Source organism: Shewanella surugensis, from assembly GCF_023284005.1.
In the GTDB taxonomy this organism is placed as follows: Bacteria; Pseudomonadota; Gammaproteobacteria; order Enterobacterales; family Shewanellaceae; genus Shewanella; species Shewanella surugensis.
Genome location: NZ_JAKIKS010000076.1, coordinates 1 through 15,104, shown reverse-complemented (window position 1 = coordinate 15,104; position 15,104 = coordinate 1). Strand labels below are relative to the sequence as shown.

14 protein-coding genes and 1 pseudogene are annotated in these 15,104 nt (G+C 42.4%); 13 read left to right on the top strand and 2 right to left on the bottom strand.

The genetic code is table 11. The features are described 5' to 3' along the window. The first annotated feature begins 218 nt into the window (after positions 1 to 218). The 8 genes from speA (at position 219) to L2764_RS17215 (ending at position 7,138) form a co-directional block, all read left to right on the top strand. Positions 219 to 2,132, top strand: a complete 1,914-nt coding sequence (gene speA, locus L2764_RS17250; RefSeq protein WP_248941567.1) for a biosynthetic arginine decarboxylase — start codon at positions 219 to 221, stop codon at positions 2,130 to 2,132. A gap of 90 nt (positions 2,133 to 2,222) precedes the next feature. Further along, the gene (locus tag L2764_RS17245) at positions 2,223 to 3,149 is read left to right on the top strand and encodes an adenosylmethionine decarboxylase (RefSeq protein ID WP_283107060.1); all 927 of its coding nucleotides are present in this window, start codon (positions 2,223 to 2,225) and stop codon (positions 3,147 to 3,149) included. A 122-nt stretch (positions 3,150 to 3,271) separates the two neighbouring features. After that, the gene (gene speB, locus L2764_RS17240) at positions 3,272 to 4,204 is read left to right on the top strand and encodes an agmatinase (RefSeq protein WP_248941565.1); all 933 of its coding nucleotides are present in this window, start codon (positions 3,272 to 3,274) and stop codon (positions 4,202 to 4,204) included. Between the two features lie 47 nt (positions 4,205 to 4,251). Further along, positions 4,252 to 4,890: a pyridoxamine 5'-phosphate oxidase gene (gene pdxH, locus L2764_RS17235; protein WP_248941564.1), complete on the top strand. Its 639-nt coding sequence runs from the start codon at positions 4,252 to 4,254 to the stop codon at positions 4,888 to 4,890. A 57-nt stretch (positions 4,891 to 4,947) separates the two neighbouring features. After that, positions 4,948 to 5,538, top strand: a complete 591-nt coding sequence (locus tag L2764_RS17230) for a YceI family protein (RefSeq protein WP_248941563.1) — start codon at positions 4,948 to 4,950, stop codon at positions 5,536 to 5,538. Positions 5,539 to 5,649: 111 nt separating this feature from the next. Next, positions 5,650 to 6,012, top strand: coding sequence for a DUF3802 family protein (locus L2764_RS17225; protein WP_248941562.1), 363 nt, complete (start codon positions 5,650 to 5,652; stop codon positions 6,010 to 6,012). A 207-nt stretch (positions 6,013 to 6,219) separates the two neighbouring features. Continuing rightward, positions 6,220 to 6,708 (top strand): ATP-dependent zinc protease family protein, encoded by a 489-nt coding sequence (locus L2764_RS17220; RefSeq protein WP_248941561.1) that lies wholly within the window; start codon positions 6,220 to 6,222, stop codon positions 6,706 to 6,708. An 82-nt stretch (positions 6,709 to 6,790) separates the two neighbouring features. Next, positions 6,791 to 7,138: a hypothetical protein gene (locus L2764_RS17215; protein ID WP_248941560.1), complete on the top strand. Its 348-nt coding sequence runs from the start codon at positions 6,791 to 6,793 to the stop codon at positions 7,136 to 7,138. Between the two features lie 105 nt (positions 7,139 to 7,243). Here L2764_RS17215 and L2764_RS17210 read toward each other — a convergent pair whose 3' ends face one another. Beyond that, entirely contained in the window at positions 7,244 to 8,734 is a 1,491-nt protein-coding gene (locus L2764_RS17210; RefSeq protein WP_248941559.1) for a methyl-accepting chemotaxis protein, read from the bottom strand. Between the two features lie 404 nt (positions 8,735 to 9,138). Between L2764_RS17210 and pheS the strand changes: the two genes are divergently transcribed. The 5 genes from pheS to L2764_RS17185 all read left to right on the top strand — a co-directional run bounded on the left by pheS (position 9,139) and on the right by L2764_RS17185 (position 14,687). Further along, complete coding sequence (gene pheS, locus L2764_RS17205; RefSeq protein ID WP_248941558.1) at positions 9,139 to 10,122, top strand: phenylalanine--tRNA ligase subunit alpha; 984 nt, start codon at positions 9,139 to 9,141, stop codon at positions 10,120 to 10,122. Between the two features lie 16 nt (positions 10,123 to 10,138). Beyond that, positions 10,139 to 12,526, top strand: coding sequence for a phenylalanine--tRNA ligase subunit beta (gene pheT / locus L2764_RS17200; RefSeq protein WP_248941557.1), 2,388 nt, complete (start codon positions 10,139 to 10,141; stop codon positions 12,524 to 12,526). Between the two features lie 4 nt (positions 12,527 to 12,530). Continuing rightward, the gene (ihfA, locus tag L2764_RS17195) at positions 12,531 to 12,827 is read left to right on the top strand and encodes an integration host factor subunit alpha (RefSeq protein ID WP_248941556.1); all 297 of its coding nucleotides are present in this window, start codon (positions 12,531 to 12,533) and stop codon (positions 12,825 to 12,827) included. A gap of 146 nt (positions 12,828 to 12,973) precedes the next feature. Next, the gene (gene lpxM / locus L2764_RS17190) at positions 12,974 to 13,936 is read left to right on the top strand and encodes a lauroyl-Kdo(2)-lipid IV(A) myristoyltransferase (RefSeq protein ID WP_248941555.1); all 963 of its coding nucleotides are present in this window, start codon (positions 12,974 to 12,976) and stop codon (positions 13,934 to 13,936) included. 49 nt (positions 13,937 to 13,985) lie between these two features. After that, positions 13,986 to 14,687 carry a pseudouridine synthase gene (locus tag L2764_RS17185; protein WP_248941554.1) on the top strand — a complete coding sequence of 234 codons (702 nt, stop codon included), beginning with the start codon at positions 13,986 to 13,988 and terminating at the stop codon, positions 14,685 to 14,687. Between the two features lie 228 nt (positions 14,688 to 14,915). On the opposite strand, the pseudogene L2764_RS17180 reads toward L2764_RS17185, so the two are convergent. Beyond that, positions 14,916 to 15,104 (bottom strand): annotated as a pseudogene (locus L2764_RS17180) (IS30-like element ISVsa7 family transposase); the annotation flags it as partial.

Here is a 15,104-nt window from a genome sequence, read left to right as displayed (position 1 = left end):
CTCCTGTGAGCGAGATTTTATGCGTCTTTTTATCAAGTCAGTCACTATAATGTGTGTTACTGCGCTGTTAATGATAAGTCTGTTGGGTGCAGAACCGATGGTGAATGTTTAGAAGTCTCTTTGATGAACATAGGTTCACTGAGGCGCAAGGCCAGTTATCTGTCGATTTTTAGAGTAGATCACTGAATTGAAGTTGGTAATAGTCAGGTTAGAAGAATATGAACAATTGGTCTATTGATGATGCACGTTCGCTGTATAACGTTAATTATTGGAGTCAGAGTCTGTACGGCATTAGCCAAACAGGTGAGGTGACTGTGTCACCGGATGGGGAACATCCTGAATTTAAAATTGGATTAAATGAACTCACCCAAAATTTGGTTAAAGCGGGTGTGGCATTACCGGTTTTAGTGCGGTTTCCACAAATTTTACATCACAGAGTCAATAGTCTGTGTCAGGCGTTTAATCAAGCGATACAAAAATATCAATATGACGCAGATTATTTGCTGGTATACCCCATAAAAGTTAATCAACAGCAAGCTGTAGTTGAAGAAATATTAGCCAGTCAAAAAAGTAAAGAAGTGCCGCAATTAGGCTTGGAAGCGGGCAGTAAACCTGAGCTTATGGCGGTATTGGCCATGGCGCAAAAAGCCAGCTCGGTGATTATTTGTAATGGCTATAAAGATAAAGAATATATTCGACTGGCACTCATTGGTGAAAAGCTGGGACATCAAGTCTATATCGTGCTTGAGAAAATGTCTGAACTTCAAATGGTATTAGCAGAAGCGAAAGATTTAGGTGTTACACCCCGTTTAGGCTTACGGGTACGCTTGGCTTTTCAAGGTAAGGGAAAATGGCAAGCCAGTGGTGGGGAAAAATCTAAGTTTGGTTTATCTGCCGCCCAAGTATTAACCGTGATCAGTGAATTGCAAGCACAAGAAATGTTGCCTTCCTTACAGTTATTGCATTTTCACTTAGGCTCGCAAATTGCTAATATTCGCGATATTAGACAAGGCGTGGGGGAAGCGGGGCGTTTCTATTGCGAATTGATGAAACTGGGCGCTGAGGTGAAGTGTTTCGATGTCGGCGGCGGATTAGCAGTTGATTATGACGGCACCCGGAGCCAAAGTGCTAATTCGATGAATTATGGCTTAACAGAATATGCCAATAACATCGTCAGTGTGCTCACCGATATTTGTAATGAATATGGGCAAACTATGCCGCGTATTATTTCAGAGTCGGGTCGATATTTAACGGCGCATCATGCGGTACTGATTACCGATGTGATTGGTACAGAAGCGTATCATCCAGAAGTCATTGAGCCGCCACATCCAGACTCACCCCAATTACTGCATAACATGTGGGAGTCATGGACTGAGGTCAGTGGTAAAGCCGATCAGCGTGCACTGATTGAAATATTCCATGATTGCCAAAGTGACTTAACCGAAGTGCATTCATTGTTTTCGCTCGGACAAATTGGACTCACTGAGCGCGCATGGGCCGAGCAAGTTAACTTAAGGGTGTGTCATGAACTGCGCGATAACATGAGTACGAAGTACCGTTTTCATCGCCCTATTATTGATGAACTCAATGAGAAACTCGCCGATAAGTTTTTCGTGAATTTTTCCTTGTTTCAATCTTTACCTGATGCATGGGGAATCGATCAAGTTTTCCCTATCTTACCCTTAAGTGGTTTAGAAAAAGCGCCTGAACGTAGAGCCGTTATGCTGGATATTACTTGTGATTCAGACGGGACCGTTGATCAGTATGTGGATGGGCAAGGGATTGAAACCACATTACCCGTGCCCGCATGGAGTGCTGAGAGTCCCTATTTTATGGGGTTTTTCTTAGTCGGCGCTTACCAAGAAATATTGGGTGATATGCATAATTTGTTTGGTGATACTAATTCGGCGGTTGTACGAGTGGATGCAGCGGGCCGAGTCGATATTGAATCTGTATTAGCCGGCGATACCGTGGCCGATGTCTTACGATATGTGAATTTAGACCCGTTATCTTTTATGCAAACCTATGAAGATTTGGTTTATCAGCATATTGATGAAGTCGAGCGTAAGGATATTTTAAAAGAGCTACAGTTAGGCCTTGAAGGTTACACTTACCTTGAAGACTTCTCTTAGCCTTTTTTTATTAGCGTTAACACGTTGAATAAAGACAGGGTGCATTTTATCTTGATGCGTGTCATGAATGGAGTCGGGTAATGTTGCAGTATGTTTTTTGAAGGGTCAGAAAAAAAAATAAAGGTGAGGATGTCTGCACAGGCACCCTCGCTGCGTCAGTTTGAACGTTTTTTCTGGGAACAGATCCTGTCGCATGCTGGCGCTAATATTTTATCTCAGATCAGTAATGATAATTGTGATGCCTATTTACTGAGTGAGTCGAGCTTGTTTGTGTGGGATAAGCAATTTTTGATGCTAACCTGTGGTGATAGCACCTTAATTGAAAGCTTATTGCATTTTATTGAACAAGTTGATGAAGATGCCATTATTCAGCTCCATTACCATCGCAAGAGTGAGTTTATTCCCTATCTACAACGCCATCATTTTATGGATGATCTTAAGCGTATCAATCAAAAGGTGACGGGAAGCGCGTTTCGTGTTGGCCATCTTGACAGTCATCATCAGTATGTGTTTTGTGCCAATAATGGCAGCAGTGAGCCTCAGTTAAGGGGGTGTGAGCTGGTGATGTACCATATTCGAGGTGAATTTGCCGATTATTTACTCAGCGAACATCCAAGTGCCGAGGGCATACGTTCGCGATTAGGCTTGGAGCAGTCTTTTCCCCATTTTGTCTTTGATGATCACTGTTTTTCACCTTTCGGTTATTCTGTTAATGGCATTTATGCTGATCAGTATGTGACTATTCATATTACGCCTCAAGCGCAAAGCTCTTATGTTAGTTTAGAAACAAATCTTAAAATAACAGCAGAGTACCCTGCTGTTTTATCAGGTTTTTTATCGATGTTTTCCCCCTTAAAGTGGGATGTAATGACATTAAATAACCCGCTACCAGATAGCCCATGGGATGATGCCTTTTGTTCCCTGCAAAGCCAATTGCCGCTTTCGGAAACAGAGAGGTTATTTTTTTATCAATATCAACAGAATAATACTGAAGTCTTGATCCCGTACGCACTATAATATTTTGGGATCATTCATTATTTTTATATCAGAGCTTATACCCCAACCCATACCACGGCATGAGCTAAATGTTTTTACGTTATTTTTAACTGCTATTTTTTAAGTGCTATTTTGGAGAAGTTATGACCACCATTGCGGATAAAGCCGATTATTCTTTATATTCGAATGCATTTGGTTATTTAAGGCAACCGTTAGATTTCAATCCTGTTGCAAGTGATGCTGATGTGGTTGTATTAGGGTTACCGTTTGATATGGCAACAACAGGACGTTCTGGTGGACGCATGGGACCTGGAGCCATTCGTCAAGCGTCGGTGAATCTCGCTTGGGAAGAAAAACGCTGGCCTTGGGGTTTTAAGTTGTGCGAGCATATTCGTATCGTCGATGCAGGCGATCTTGTTTATGATTGTGGCGATGCGGCGGACTTTACTGACAGAGTGGAAGATTTTGCTTCAGCGATTGTCGATTCGGGTAAAACGCTATTGAGTTTTGGTGGCGATCACTTTGTGACGTTGCCGTTATTACGAGCCCATTTTAAAAAGCATGGCAAAATGGCGTTATTACATTTTGATGCGCATACCGATACCTATAGTCAAGGTAGTCGATATGATCATGGCACTATGTTTTATCATGCGCCAAAGGAAGGTATTATTGATGCCGAGCACTCGGTTCAAATCGGGATCCGTACTGAATATGATAAAAACAATCATGCTTTTTCAGTGATTGATGCCGCCGAGGCTAATGATTTAAGTGTGGATGCCATCGTTGCACATATTAAGGGGCGTATTAAGGATCACCCTTTATACATTACCTTCGATATTGATTGTTTAGATCCTGCTTATGCGCCTGGTACTGGTACACCGGTATGCGGAGGACTTACCAGCGATAAGGCGCTTAAAATTATTAGAGGATTAAAGGGAATGAATATTGTGGGGATGGATGTGGTTGAAGTCGCCCCTGCTTATGATAGTGCTGAAATTACGGCACTTGCTGGCGCAACAATCGGCTTAGAAATGTTATATGTCTGGGCTGAGAGTAATGGCAAAATTAATCCGTAACGATTAATGTTCAAATCAGGATTAATCAACAATAAAGGCTTGGGCTAATGACAGATATTAGTGATATTAGGCGTGAATACACGCTCAGTGGTAACCACCATGAAGACATGCCAGACGATCCCGTGACATTATTTACTCATTGGCTGGAAGTGGTTAAAGCGTCAGAGATTGCCGATCCTACCGCCATGTCGGTTGCGACAGTTGATGAGACTGGGCAACCTTTTCAGCGGATAGTATTGCTAAAACGCTATGATGAGCAGGGATTTATCTTTTTTACTAATTTAGGCAGCCGTAAAGCACAACAGATAGAAGGCAATGCTAAAGTCAGTTTATTATTTCCTTGGCAGTCGATTGATAAACAAGTCGCCATTACAGGGGTGGCAGAGCTTTTATCGAAAAAAGAAGTACTCAAGTATTTCATTAGTCGTCCTAAAGAGAGCCAAATTGCCGCTTGGGTGTCAAAGCAGTCGAGTCCTATCAGTACAAGACAAGTTTTAGAAAGCAAGTTCAACGAATTTAAGGCAAAATTTGCTAACGGCGATGTGCCTTTACCCCATTTTTGGGGCGGATATCGAGTGCGACCTTCCAGTATTGAGTTTTGGCAAGGGGGGGAGAACAGGCTACATGATCGTTTTATTTATACTCACTCTGAGGGCAATTGGGGAAAATCACGCCTTGCGCCTTAATTTTTTATTATAAATGTATAATTATAGTTGTACTCATTATTGTCTCTGGAGCCGCGAATGAAACAGCGTTTAAAAATGAAAGCAGGGCTATTGGCCCTACTATTACCCTTAGGATTTGGCGTCAATGCAGCGACATGGAAAGTCAGCAATCAAGAGTCGAATGTGAGTTATGTGTCGATTAAGCAAGGCCAAATAGCTGAAGTGAACCATTTCACTCAAGTTGATGGGCAATTAACTGAGCTGGGGGCGTTTACATTAACGATTCCGTTATCCTCTGTGTCAACAGGGGTGCCTATCCGAGATACAAGGATGAAATCGGTGTTTTTTGAGGTTGATAGATACCCTAACTTAACATTGAATGCGCAGATCGATCCTAAAGTCCTGCAAGATATTAATGTAGGGGAAGTGTCAAACGTCGAAGTGGCTGCGGATATTAATTTACATGGTGAGAGTAAAAGTATGTTGTTTCAGGTCACGGTGGCTAAGCTCTCAACAACAAGTCTGCTGGTGACGAGTACTCAACCTGTGATTATCAATGCGGGTCAATTTAAGTTAATCAAAGGGATCAAAAAGTTACGCGATCTTGTTGGACTATCTGAAATTAGCTATGCAGTGCCAGTGTCGTTTGTATTGAGCCTGCACCAGTAAAGCACTGCTATCCCCAGGCTCATTGAAGATGTCGGGTTCACGGTACTTGGTGATCCAATATGTGTTGGATAACGTATATTGGATCTTTTGAAATAGAGGATAAAGAAACGCATGGTGACGGATAAAGAGGGTTATATACACCTCGTTCAATATTTATCTCAGCATTTAGGTTTATTTGAAACCCCAAATAACCAACATCTTATTGATGATACTGTGATGGATCTGTTTGAGTCTCAATTAGCGGCGCAGATTATTATGGTATGTGGACAAAACCCGTCTCTCTCTTTTGGGCAGCGTAATCAAGTGATCCGTGAAATAGATGCCATCGTTTATGATTTAGAAGAAATCTTAGCGAATGTGGCTAATAAAAAGGCGACTGAGGCGCAATCGGTGTTTATTAGTGAGTTTTCAGGGTTGATAAAAAATTTATTCGATCAAGAAATCGCGTTCGTATTGGCCAAAGGCACGGCTTAATACGCCATCAATCAGGTCAATGGCAGAGTATTATTACAATGTTGTCATGTTTTGACAGTGTTAGAGGCTTGTCACTATGATTTACTCTATTCGTGGCTGAATATATTATTGGCATAAAAATTAAGCGATAATGTTGAAGTTAAAAAAGCCTTATGGTATCACCTTGCTTACGCGAATAACGCTGTGTCGTCATATTGGAGCATGAAAGTGAAAGTAAGTCTTAAATTAGGTCTTTTAACGCTGTTGTTTTCTCTTTCCGTTACCGGGGGTGCGGCAGAAAAAAAAGTGATTGGTGCCACTGCTGATATGTCAGTTGAAGGCACAGGACTCAATTATATTGCGCGTATTGATACTGGCGCGGCTAAAACATCCCTTAATGCGAAAGACATTAAAGTGGAAGATTCGAATGGGAAAACCATGCGTCATGATATCGGCAAAATAGTGTCGTTTACGACAGTCAACGGCGAAGGTCTGTCTAAACGCATGAGTGCAAAAATTATTGGTGTGTCTAAGATTATTAATTCTCAAGGTGAAGAGAGACGTTATATCGTTAAGTTGAAAATTGTTTATCATGGCGAATCGCGTAAGGTGAGAGTGAATCTAAGGGATCGCAGTCGTATGGATTACAAATTGTTGATTGGTCGAGATTGGCTCAAAGGTCAATATATGGTGGATGTCGACACCGCGAGAAGTTAATTGATGACTATTGATATAGAGTAGAACTTAATGTCCATGTTCGGCTATATTAAACCTTCTTTTGGTGATTAATTAAGAGACAATGATGCCCCATACGGAACTTAAATATTCGAACGACCTGACACTTGATACTGAAGCCATTTTCACGGCCATTGAGTGGTGTATTAATCAAAAAGATCCCAGTGCCGGTGTGTGTAAAAGCCGAGCTTACCCAGCGAGTGAATATCAACATACTCATGTCTATATTTCTGTTTCTTTATTAAATAAGCCCCATAGAGATGGGGCTTTTTCACAATCGTTATTAGAAGTCTTAAATAGTGAAATCAAATCGTTACTAATCCAAGATTGTTATTTTTCACTGGAGCTCAATTATGTCAGTGATTATTACCTAACAGACTATTTTAAATCCGAATATAGTCAGATTAACTAATCTAAGGTATTGATAATAAATATAAATACTTTAGGGCGGTTCTGTTCGATGACTGGTGCAAAGGTGGGCACCGTTTCTACACTGTGCCCAAATGAACTGATACTGTTATACGGTTAAGCCAACGAGTAAAGCATCTAACTGTTCAGCGGTGGCATGTAACTCGTCACAGCCCGATACGCTCAGGTTTGCCGATTGTTCGACATCATGCGATTGATTACGAATGTCCATCAAATTGGTGGCAATTTCATTGGAGACAGCGGATTGTTCTTCAGCCGATGTCGCGATGAGCACACTCATTTCGTACACTTTAGCGCTATGGTGCGCAATAGCATCCAAATCTTTACCCGTTTCCAATACATGCTTCTTACCTTGATTGGCCTTTTCAACCGTGCGGGTCATGACTTGGGTTAAATTATGCGATCCTGATTGCAGCGCTTCAATCATGGCTTTGATTTCAACGGTGGCCGCTTGTGTTCGGCCTGCTAGGGTTCTCACCTCATCGGCAACGACTGCAAACCCTCGACCTTGCTCGCCTGCTCGGGCCGCTTCAATAGCCGCATTTAAGGCCAGTAAGTTGGTTTGTTCTGAAATAGCATTAATGGTGGTGACGACTTCATCAATTTTAGCAGCATTATCATTGAGATGATTAACCGCTGTTGAGGCTTCACCGATTTCAGCCGACAAGCTACCAATGGCATTAACCGTGGTATTAATGTCGCGAGAACCCGCTTCGACTTGAAGATTAGCTTCTTGGGTCTCAACGGATGACTGCTCTGCATTACGGGCCACTTCTTTTACCGCTGCGGTCATTTGTTCCATGGCGGTGGCTAAGGAGTCTAAGTGCTGACGTTGATCCATGGCCAGAGACTGACCTTCTTGTGCGGTGTTTCTAAAGGATTGCACCACTTGGCGAATTTGGCGGGTGGCTTGGGACATTTGTTGTACAAGAGATTGCTGGCGGTCCACTAAGGTATCAATGCTGAGTGCGAGATGACTAAATTCATCTTTGACCTTAAAATAATTTAAGCGACCGGTTAAATCACCCTCAGCGGCTTTTTGCAGTGCAGTGACATTGGTATAAAGCGCGCCACGAACGAAAGTCGAAATATAATAACAGACGATAAAAATGATAAAACAGCTGCTCGCTAATGTCAGAACCACCCAATAACCACCATCGGAATGCATTTCGCTTAAGGTGTGTTGTTTAACATCGGTGATGGTGATCAGTCCGTTGCTGCTCGCTTGACTGACAATGCGATTGTTTGCGGGTGAATGGGTTAATCCGAGTGCACTGTTAACTTGAGTATTGCTGAGCACACTGATGTTCTTTTGCTGGTTAATTTGAGCAATGAAAGTCGCTTGTTCTGTTTTTGACAGTAATGGATAAGCCTGATCGATAATGTGGCTTAATGATTGATTATGATGCTGAGCTTGTTGGGTCAATTGTGTTTGAAAATGGGCATTAAATTGTATTGAAAATACGACAGTTAATACCATGAGCGAAAAAATAGGCAAAATGGCTAAAATAGCGAATTTAGTTTTTAAGGTCATGTGGATCAAATATTGATCAACCCAACGAAATTTAACTTCTTTCATGATGTTTCTCACTTTTGGGACGACTACTTGACTTATATCGGTCACTATCAAGAAAACTTGAATGAATTGTTGTTTTTTTGTTGAATATTTTACGGTCATCATGGCGCAGCAACGGAGCCTGTAATGATACAAAAAGCAATCTATGTTAATTGCTTAACGCTTAATATTAACAATTTGACCGAGAGGAACCGCCGCAAAATGTGATTTTATGTTAATTTAATCGCAAATTTTGAATGTAACTGAGAAATAACAGCCAATTGAACCCAAAAACCCTGAATTATCACTAGTCAAATGCAGTATGCTCACGTAAAATTTGTGTTTTTTCCTATTTTCACTTAAGAAAATTAAGTTAGCCAATAAAGTAATGGGCTCATTGGTTGGGTCTACACGCACTGGAAGAGATAATGTCACAGTTAACAGAAATCGTAGAACAGGCCTTAGCGGCGATCGAAGGAGCTGATAATTTAAAAGCCCTCGATGACCTTCGTGTCGATTACCTTGGTAAAAAAGGTCAAATCACTGACATGATGAAAATGATGGGGAAATTATCTCCTGAAGAAAAGCCAGCGTTTGGACAAGCGGTCAACCAAGCCAAGCAGCAAGTTCAACAAACGCTATCAGCGTGTATTGAAGGTCTGAAGGCGACGGAACTGGAGGCACAATTAGCCAGTGAAGGGATTGATGTGACATTACCTGGCCGCCGTATCGATAACGGCGGATTGCACCCTGTGACGCGTACGATTGAACGTATTGAGGCTTTTTTTGGTGAATTAGGCTTTGTGGTTAAAGATGGACCCGAAATAGAAGATGATTTCCATAATTTTGATGCACTCAATATATCAGAGCATCATCCTGCTAGAGCCGATCATGATACGTTTTATTTTAATCCTAAAGTGATGTTAAGAACGCAAACATCGGGTGTGCAAATTCGCACCATGGAGCATGAAAAGCCGCCTTTGCGTATTATTTCTCCAGGCCGCGTGTACCGTAACGATTATGATCAAACCCATACGCCTATGTTTCATCAGGTTGAAGGTTTATTTGTGGCTGAAAATGTCAATTTTGCTGAACTTAAAGGCATATTGCATGATTTTCTACGCAACTTTTTTGAAGAAGATCTTGAAGTGCGCTTCCGTCCTTCTTATTTCCCCTTTACTGAGCCTTCAGCTGAAGTGGATGTGATGGGCAAAAATGGTAAATGGTTAGAAGTGCTCGGTTGTGGCATGGTGCACCCCAATGTATTACGTAGTGTGGGTATCGATCCTGAGAGATATTCCGGCTTTGCCTTTGGCATGGGCGTTGAACGTTTATCTATGTTACGTTATGGCGTCAATGATTTACGTTCATTTTTTGAAAATGATTTACGCTTTTTAAAGCAATTTAAATAAACGGAGCTGTACTAGCATGAAATTTAGCGAATCTTGGCTTCGTGAATGGGTTAACCCAAGTGTTGATCGTGCCGCATTAGCGCATCAAATTACCATGGCAGGACTGGAAGTCGATGGTATTGAAGATGTTGCAGGTGAATTCAGTGGTGTGATTGTCGGTGAAGTCGTGGAATGTGGTCAGCATCCGGATGCTGATAAATTACGCGTGACCAAAATCAATGTCGGTGGTGATGAGCTGATTGATATTGTCTGCGGAGCGCCCAATTGTCGCCTGGGTCTGAAAGTGGCTGTGGCCATGGTGGGCGCAGTACTGCCGGGCAATTTTAAAATTAAAAAAGCCAAATTACGCGGTGAGCCTTCTTTTGGTATGTTGTGCTCTTATGGTGAGCTTGGCATTGATATTGAAAGTGACGGTATTTTAGCGTTACCCAGTGATGCCCCTGTTGGCCTCGATATCCGCGAGTATCTGGCGCTAGATGATGCCATTATTGATGTGGATTTGACGGCAAACCGTGCCGATTGCTTAGGCATGTCAGGTATTGCGCGTGAAGTGGGTGTATTAAACCGTCAAGCCGTTACGACGCCCATTTGGGAAGCCGTGTCAGCGACAATTGATGAAGCGGTGACGATTGATTTACAAGCGCCTCAAGCTTGCCCTCGTTATTTAGGCCGCGTGATCAATCATGTTAATGTGGCTGCACCAACTCCGTTATGGATGCAAGAGAAGCTGCGTCGCAGTGGTATTCGTTCTATCGATCCTATTGTGGATATTACCAATTATGTGTTAATCGAATTTGGTCAGCCAATGCATGCCTTCGATAAAGATAAAATCAACGGTGACATTCAAGTGCGTTTGGCCAAGGGTGATGAGAAGTTGACGTTACTTGATGGCAATGAAGTGACGGTGCCTAATGACATGTTAGTCATTGCGGATCAAACGCAGGCACTTGCTCTTGCAGGCGTTTTTGGTGGTGAATATTCAGGTGTGAGCAAGCAAACACAGTCTATTATACTAGAGTCTGCCTTTTTTGCGCCGTTAGCGATTTTAGGCAAGGCACGCCGTTTAGGATTACACACTGACTCTTCGCATCGTTTTGAGCGCGGTGTGGATCCAGAACTGCAGCATAAAGTGATGGATAGAGCGAGTCGTTTAGTGCTGGATATTTGTGGTGGTGAAGCGGGCCCCGTTGTTGAAGCGAAGTCGGCAGCAGATTTACCCAAACCGGTGAGTATTTTATTACGCCGTAGTAAATTAGATCGTATTTTAGGCCATCATATTTCTGACACCGATGTTGAAGAAATTTTAACACGGTTAGGTTTTAGCGTTGCTGTACAAGCATCAAGTTGGCAAGTGATAACGGCGACCTATCGTTTTGATATGGCGATAGAAGAAGACTTGATTGAAGAAGTGGCCCGCATTTATGGATATAATAATATTCCGAATGTCGCGCCTGTGGCTTCACTTAAGATGTCCGATCATAACGAAACGGATATCAGTCTTAAACGTGTGCGTCATTTACTCGTTGATCGTGGTTTTCAAGAAGCGATAACTTATAGCTTTGTGGATCCTAAACAACAAGCCTTGATCCATCCCGATCAGGACTCCATGATTTTACCCAATCCTATTTCAGTTGAAATGTCGGCAATGCGTTTGTCGACAATGACAGGTCTTTTGACCGCTGTGGGGTATAACCAGAGCCGTCAACAGAATCGGGTCAGGTTATTTGAAACAGGACTACGTTTTGTTCCTGATGAAAATGCCGAGTCCGGTGTACGACAACAAGCCATGCTAGGCGCAGTGATTGCTGGCAATCAAAGTGACGAACATTGGACCTTGGAGTCACAAACGGTTGATTTTTTCGACCTTAAAGGTGATCTTGAAGCCATAATTGGCTTGACAGGATCGGATGTAGACTTTAGCTTTAGATCAGCAACACACTCAGCGCTACATCCTGGGCAATGTGCTGAAATTATTAGAGGTGAACAAGTAGTAGGTATCATCGGAGCCGTTCATCCTAGTTTAGAAAAGCCTTTTAGCCTTAATGGTAAAACCTTCATTTTTGAGCTGGAATTGGATGCTTTATTGCAATCCAAATTGCCGCTAGCCCAGACTGTATCTAAGTTTCCAGCTAACCGTCGTGATATTGCGATTGTGGTTGATGATGAGGTTACGGCGGGTAATGTTGTAAAAGTGATAAGAAAAGTTGGCGAAAATCAGTTGGTTGGCTTAAACTTATTCGATGTATACAAAGGTAAAGGTGTAGAGTCCGGCAAAAAGAGCTTGGCAATCGCACTTATATTTCAAGACAATACTCGTACGCTTGTAGAAAAAGACATTGCTGAGATGGTAAATTCAGTGGTATCTGCTCTCAAGTCTGAGTTCAACGCATCGTTGAGGGACTAAAAGTATGGCACTTACCAAAGCCGAAATGGCAGAACATCTTTTTGAAACGCTTGGTCTCAACAAGAGGGTGGCTAAAGAGATGGTAGAGATGTTTTTCGAAGAAATTCGTCAGGCGCTCGAAAGTGGTGAGCAGGTCAAGTTATCTGGCTTTGGCAACTTTGACCTAAGGGATAAGAATCAAAGACCGGGAAGGAACCCGAAAACTGGCGAAGATATTCCTATCTCGGCACGTCGTGTTGTGACGTTCCGACCTGGACAAAAGCTAAAAAGTCGAGTTGAAGAGGCTAACGCAAAGAAGTAATTGCGTGCTAGCAGTATGTAAAGGCCACTCTTTGGAGTGGCTTTTTCATTATTGTGATAGGATAGATATGCAGCGTCATATTCAATTGATTGGATGTGAGGCTGCATTTTTCAGTTTATTTTCAGGAACAGATCTGAGGTTTATTCTTGTTAATCAGAGCAGAGGTTGAAGTCTTGTCTACACATGCTAATTATTTTGATCGTCGTTTTCCCTTGAGCCTGTTACACCCTAAGTTTTGGCTGACGTGGGTGGGCATTTTTATATTAGTCTTATTTGCTCTATTGCCAGCCGCTGTGCGAGATCCTATTGCCAGAGTCTTAGCCAAGTTAGTGATGAAAATAGCCATTAAACCCATTAAAGTGGCTCAAACTAATTTGAGACTGTGTTTTCCCGACTATTCTGAGCAGGAGGTTGACTCGCTCATTAAAAGAAATATTGAAAATTTTGTGATGATTTTGCTCGGACAAGCAGAATTGCTTATTCGCTCTAAAGCGCATTTGCGTCGACGTGTGAACCTGATGGGACTGGAGCATGTGTTGAAAGCTCGCGCCGATAAGCAGCCGATTATTTTTATTATGCCTCATGTATGGGGGATTGATTATGCGGGCCTGAGGCTTAATTTAGAGCTGCCTATGGTGACGATGGCGAAAGCCCATCGTAATGCATTATTTGATTGGTTTAATAACCGTATGCGCAGTACTCATGGTGGTGGCGTTTATATGCGTGAAGCGGGTATTCGTGCTTTACTTCGTGAACTCAAACAAGACAATAGCTTCTTCTATTTACCCGATGAAGATTTAGGGCCGGAAAAAAGTATTTTCGCCCCCTTTTTGGGCACGACTAAAGCCACCTTGCCTGTGGTGGGAAGACTCGCCAAAGTGGGTAACGCGCAAGTGATGCCGATTAAAATGGGTTATAATCAGCAAACTAGACAATTTGATTTAACCGTGTTGCCTGCGATTGACCCCTGTACCATGCAAGGCAAAGAAAATGAGGCGCTTGCGCTGAATAAAGCGGTTGAAGCCGTGATCTTGGCTTACCCTGAGCAATATATGTGGTTTTTAAAGATGTTAAAGACGCGGCCGCCAGGTGAAGCGTCTATCTATTAAGGCGCATTAAGTGTTTTGCTGATGGGGTATTAGAGCTTGGGGACAGTCGATGCGTCTGGATAAATTTGTTTGTAAAAGCACTGAGTTGTCGCGTATGCAAGCAAGAGCGTCAATTGCTGCGGGGGACGTCAGTGTTAATGGCGAGATTGTTCAAGATGAGTCCAAACAAGTACATGAGAATAATCATGTCGTGTTAAATGAGCAAACCTTAATCGCGCGGCCTTTTCGCTACTTGATGCTGCATAAGCCCATCAATACCCTCAGTTCAAATGTGGATGGCGATCATCCTTCGATCTTTAATCATATTGATATCGATAATCCTGAGGAGCTGCATATTGTGGGCCGCTTAGATGCGGATACCACAGGTTTAGTACTCATTACTGATGATGGTCGTTGGTCTTTTGATATTATTCGGCCGAAAAAGCAGTGTCAGAAAACCTATCGAGTCAGTTTGCGCGATCCTATTAATGACAGCGTCATTGACCGATTTTTACAGGGCCTTCAATTGCAAGGTGAGGCCTCCTTGACCTTGCCCGCTTTTCTCTCTCCTATGAATGAAAGAGAAGTGTTATTGACCATCACAGAAGGTCGCTATCATCAAGTGAAACGGATGTTTGCCACCGTCGGTAATCGGGTGCAGTCATTGCATCGCCAGCAAGTCGGCGAGGTGAGGTTGGATGTGCCATTGGGCGAATGGCGCTATTTGACTATCGATGAAATAGTCAGCTTTCGACCTTCTAATAAAGGTTAGGTATTTTTTATTGATTAAGCGTCGCTTAATCGGAAACAAATTAGCGTTTAGGTATTTAGTTTGTTTGGATTGGATAATATGGGTTCAGTTGATGCTAATAACAACCTCGATGTTTAACAGCCAGTTCAACTTCCCTGTTTCTCGTTCGAAGCGTTTTACAAAGTAAAACCTCACCTTGCAGCGGGCTTAAGTTATATTAAGCTTCGCTTAGGAAGGTCGTGAGTGCCCCTAGATCTCAGCAATAAGCGACACACGTTTACCTGTTAAAAACTCATAAGGACTGAGAAAGTTTAACGCCTTTCTTGACCTCATGTTAATTAAAAATTCAGCATTGGCTATCTCCTGCTCATTAAGTGAACCTATTTTCATTCCTTTAGGAAAAAATCGCCTTAATAAGCCATTCGTATTTTCGTTTAA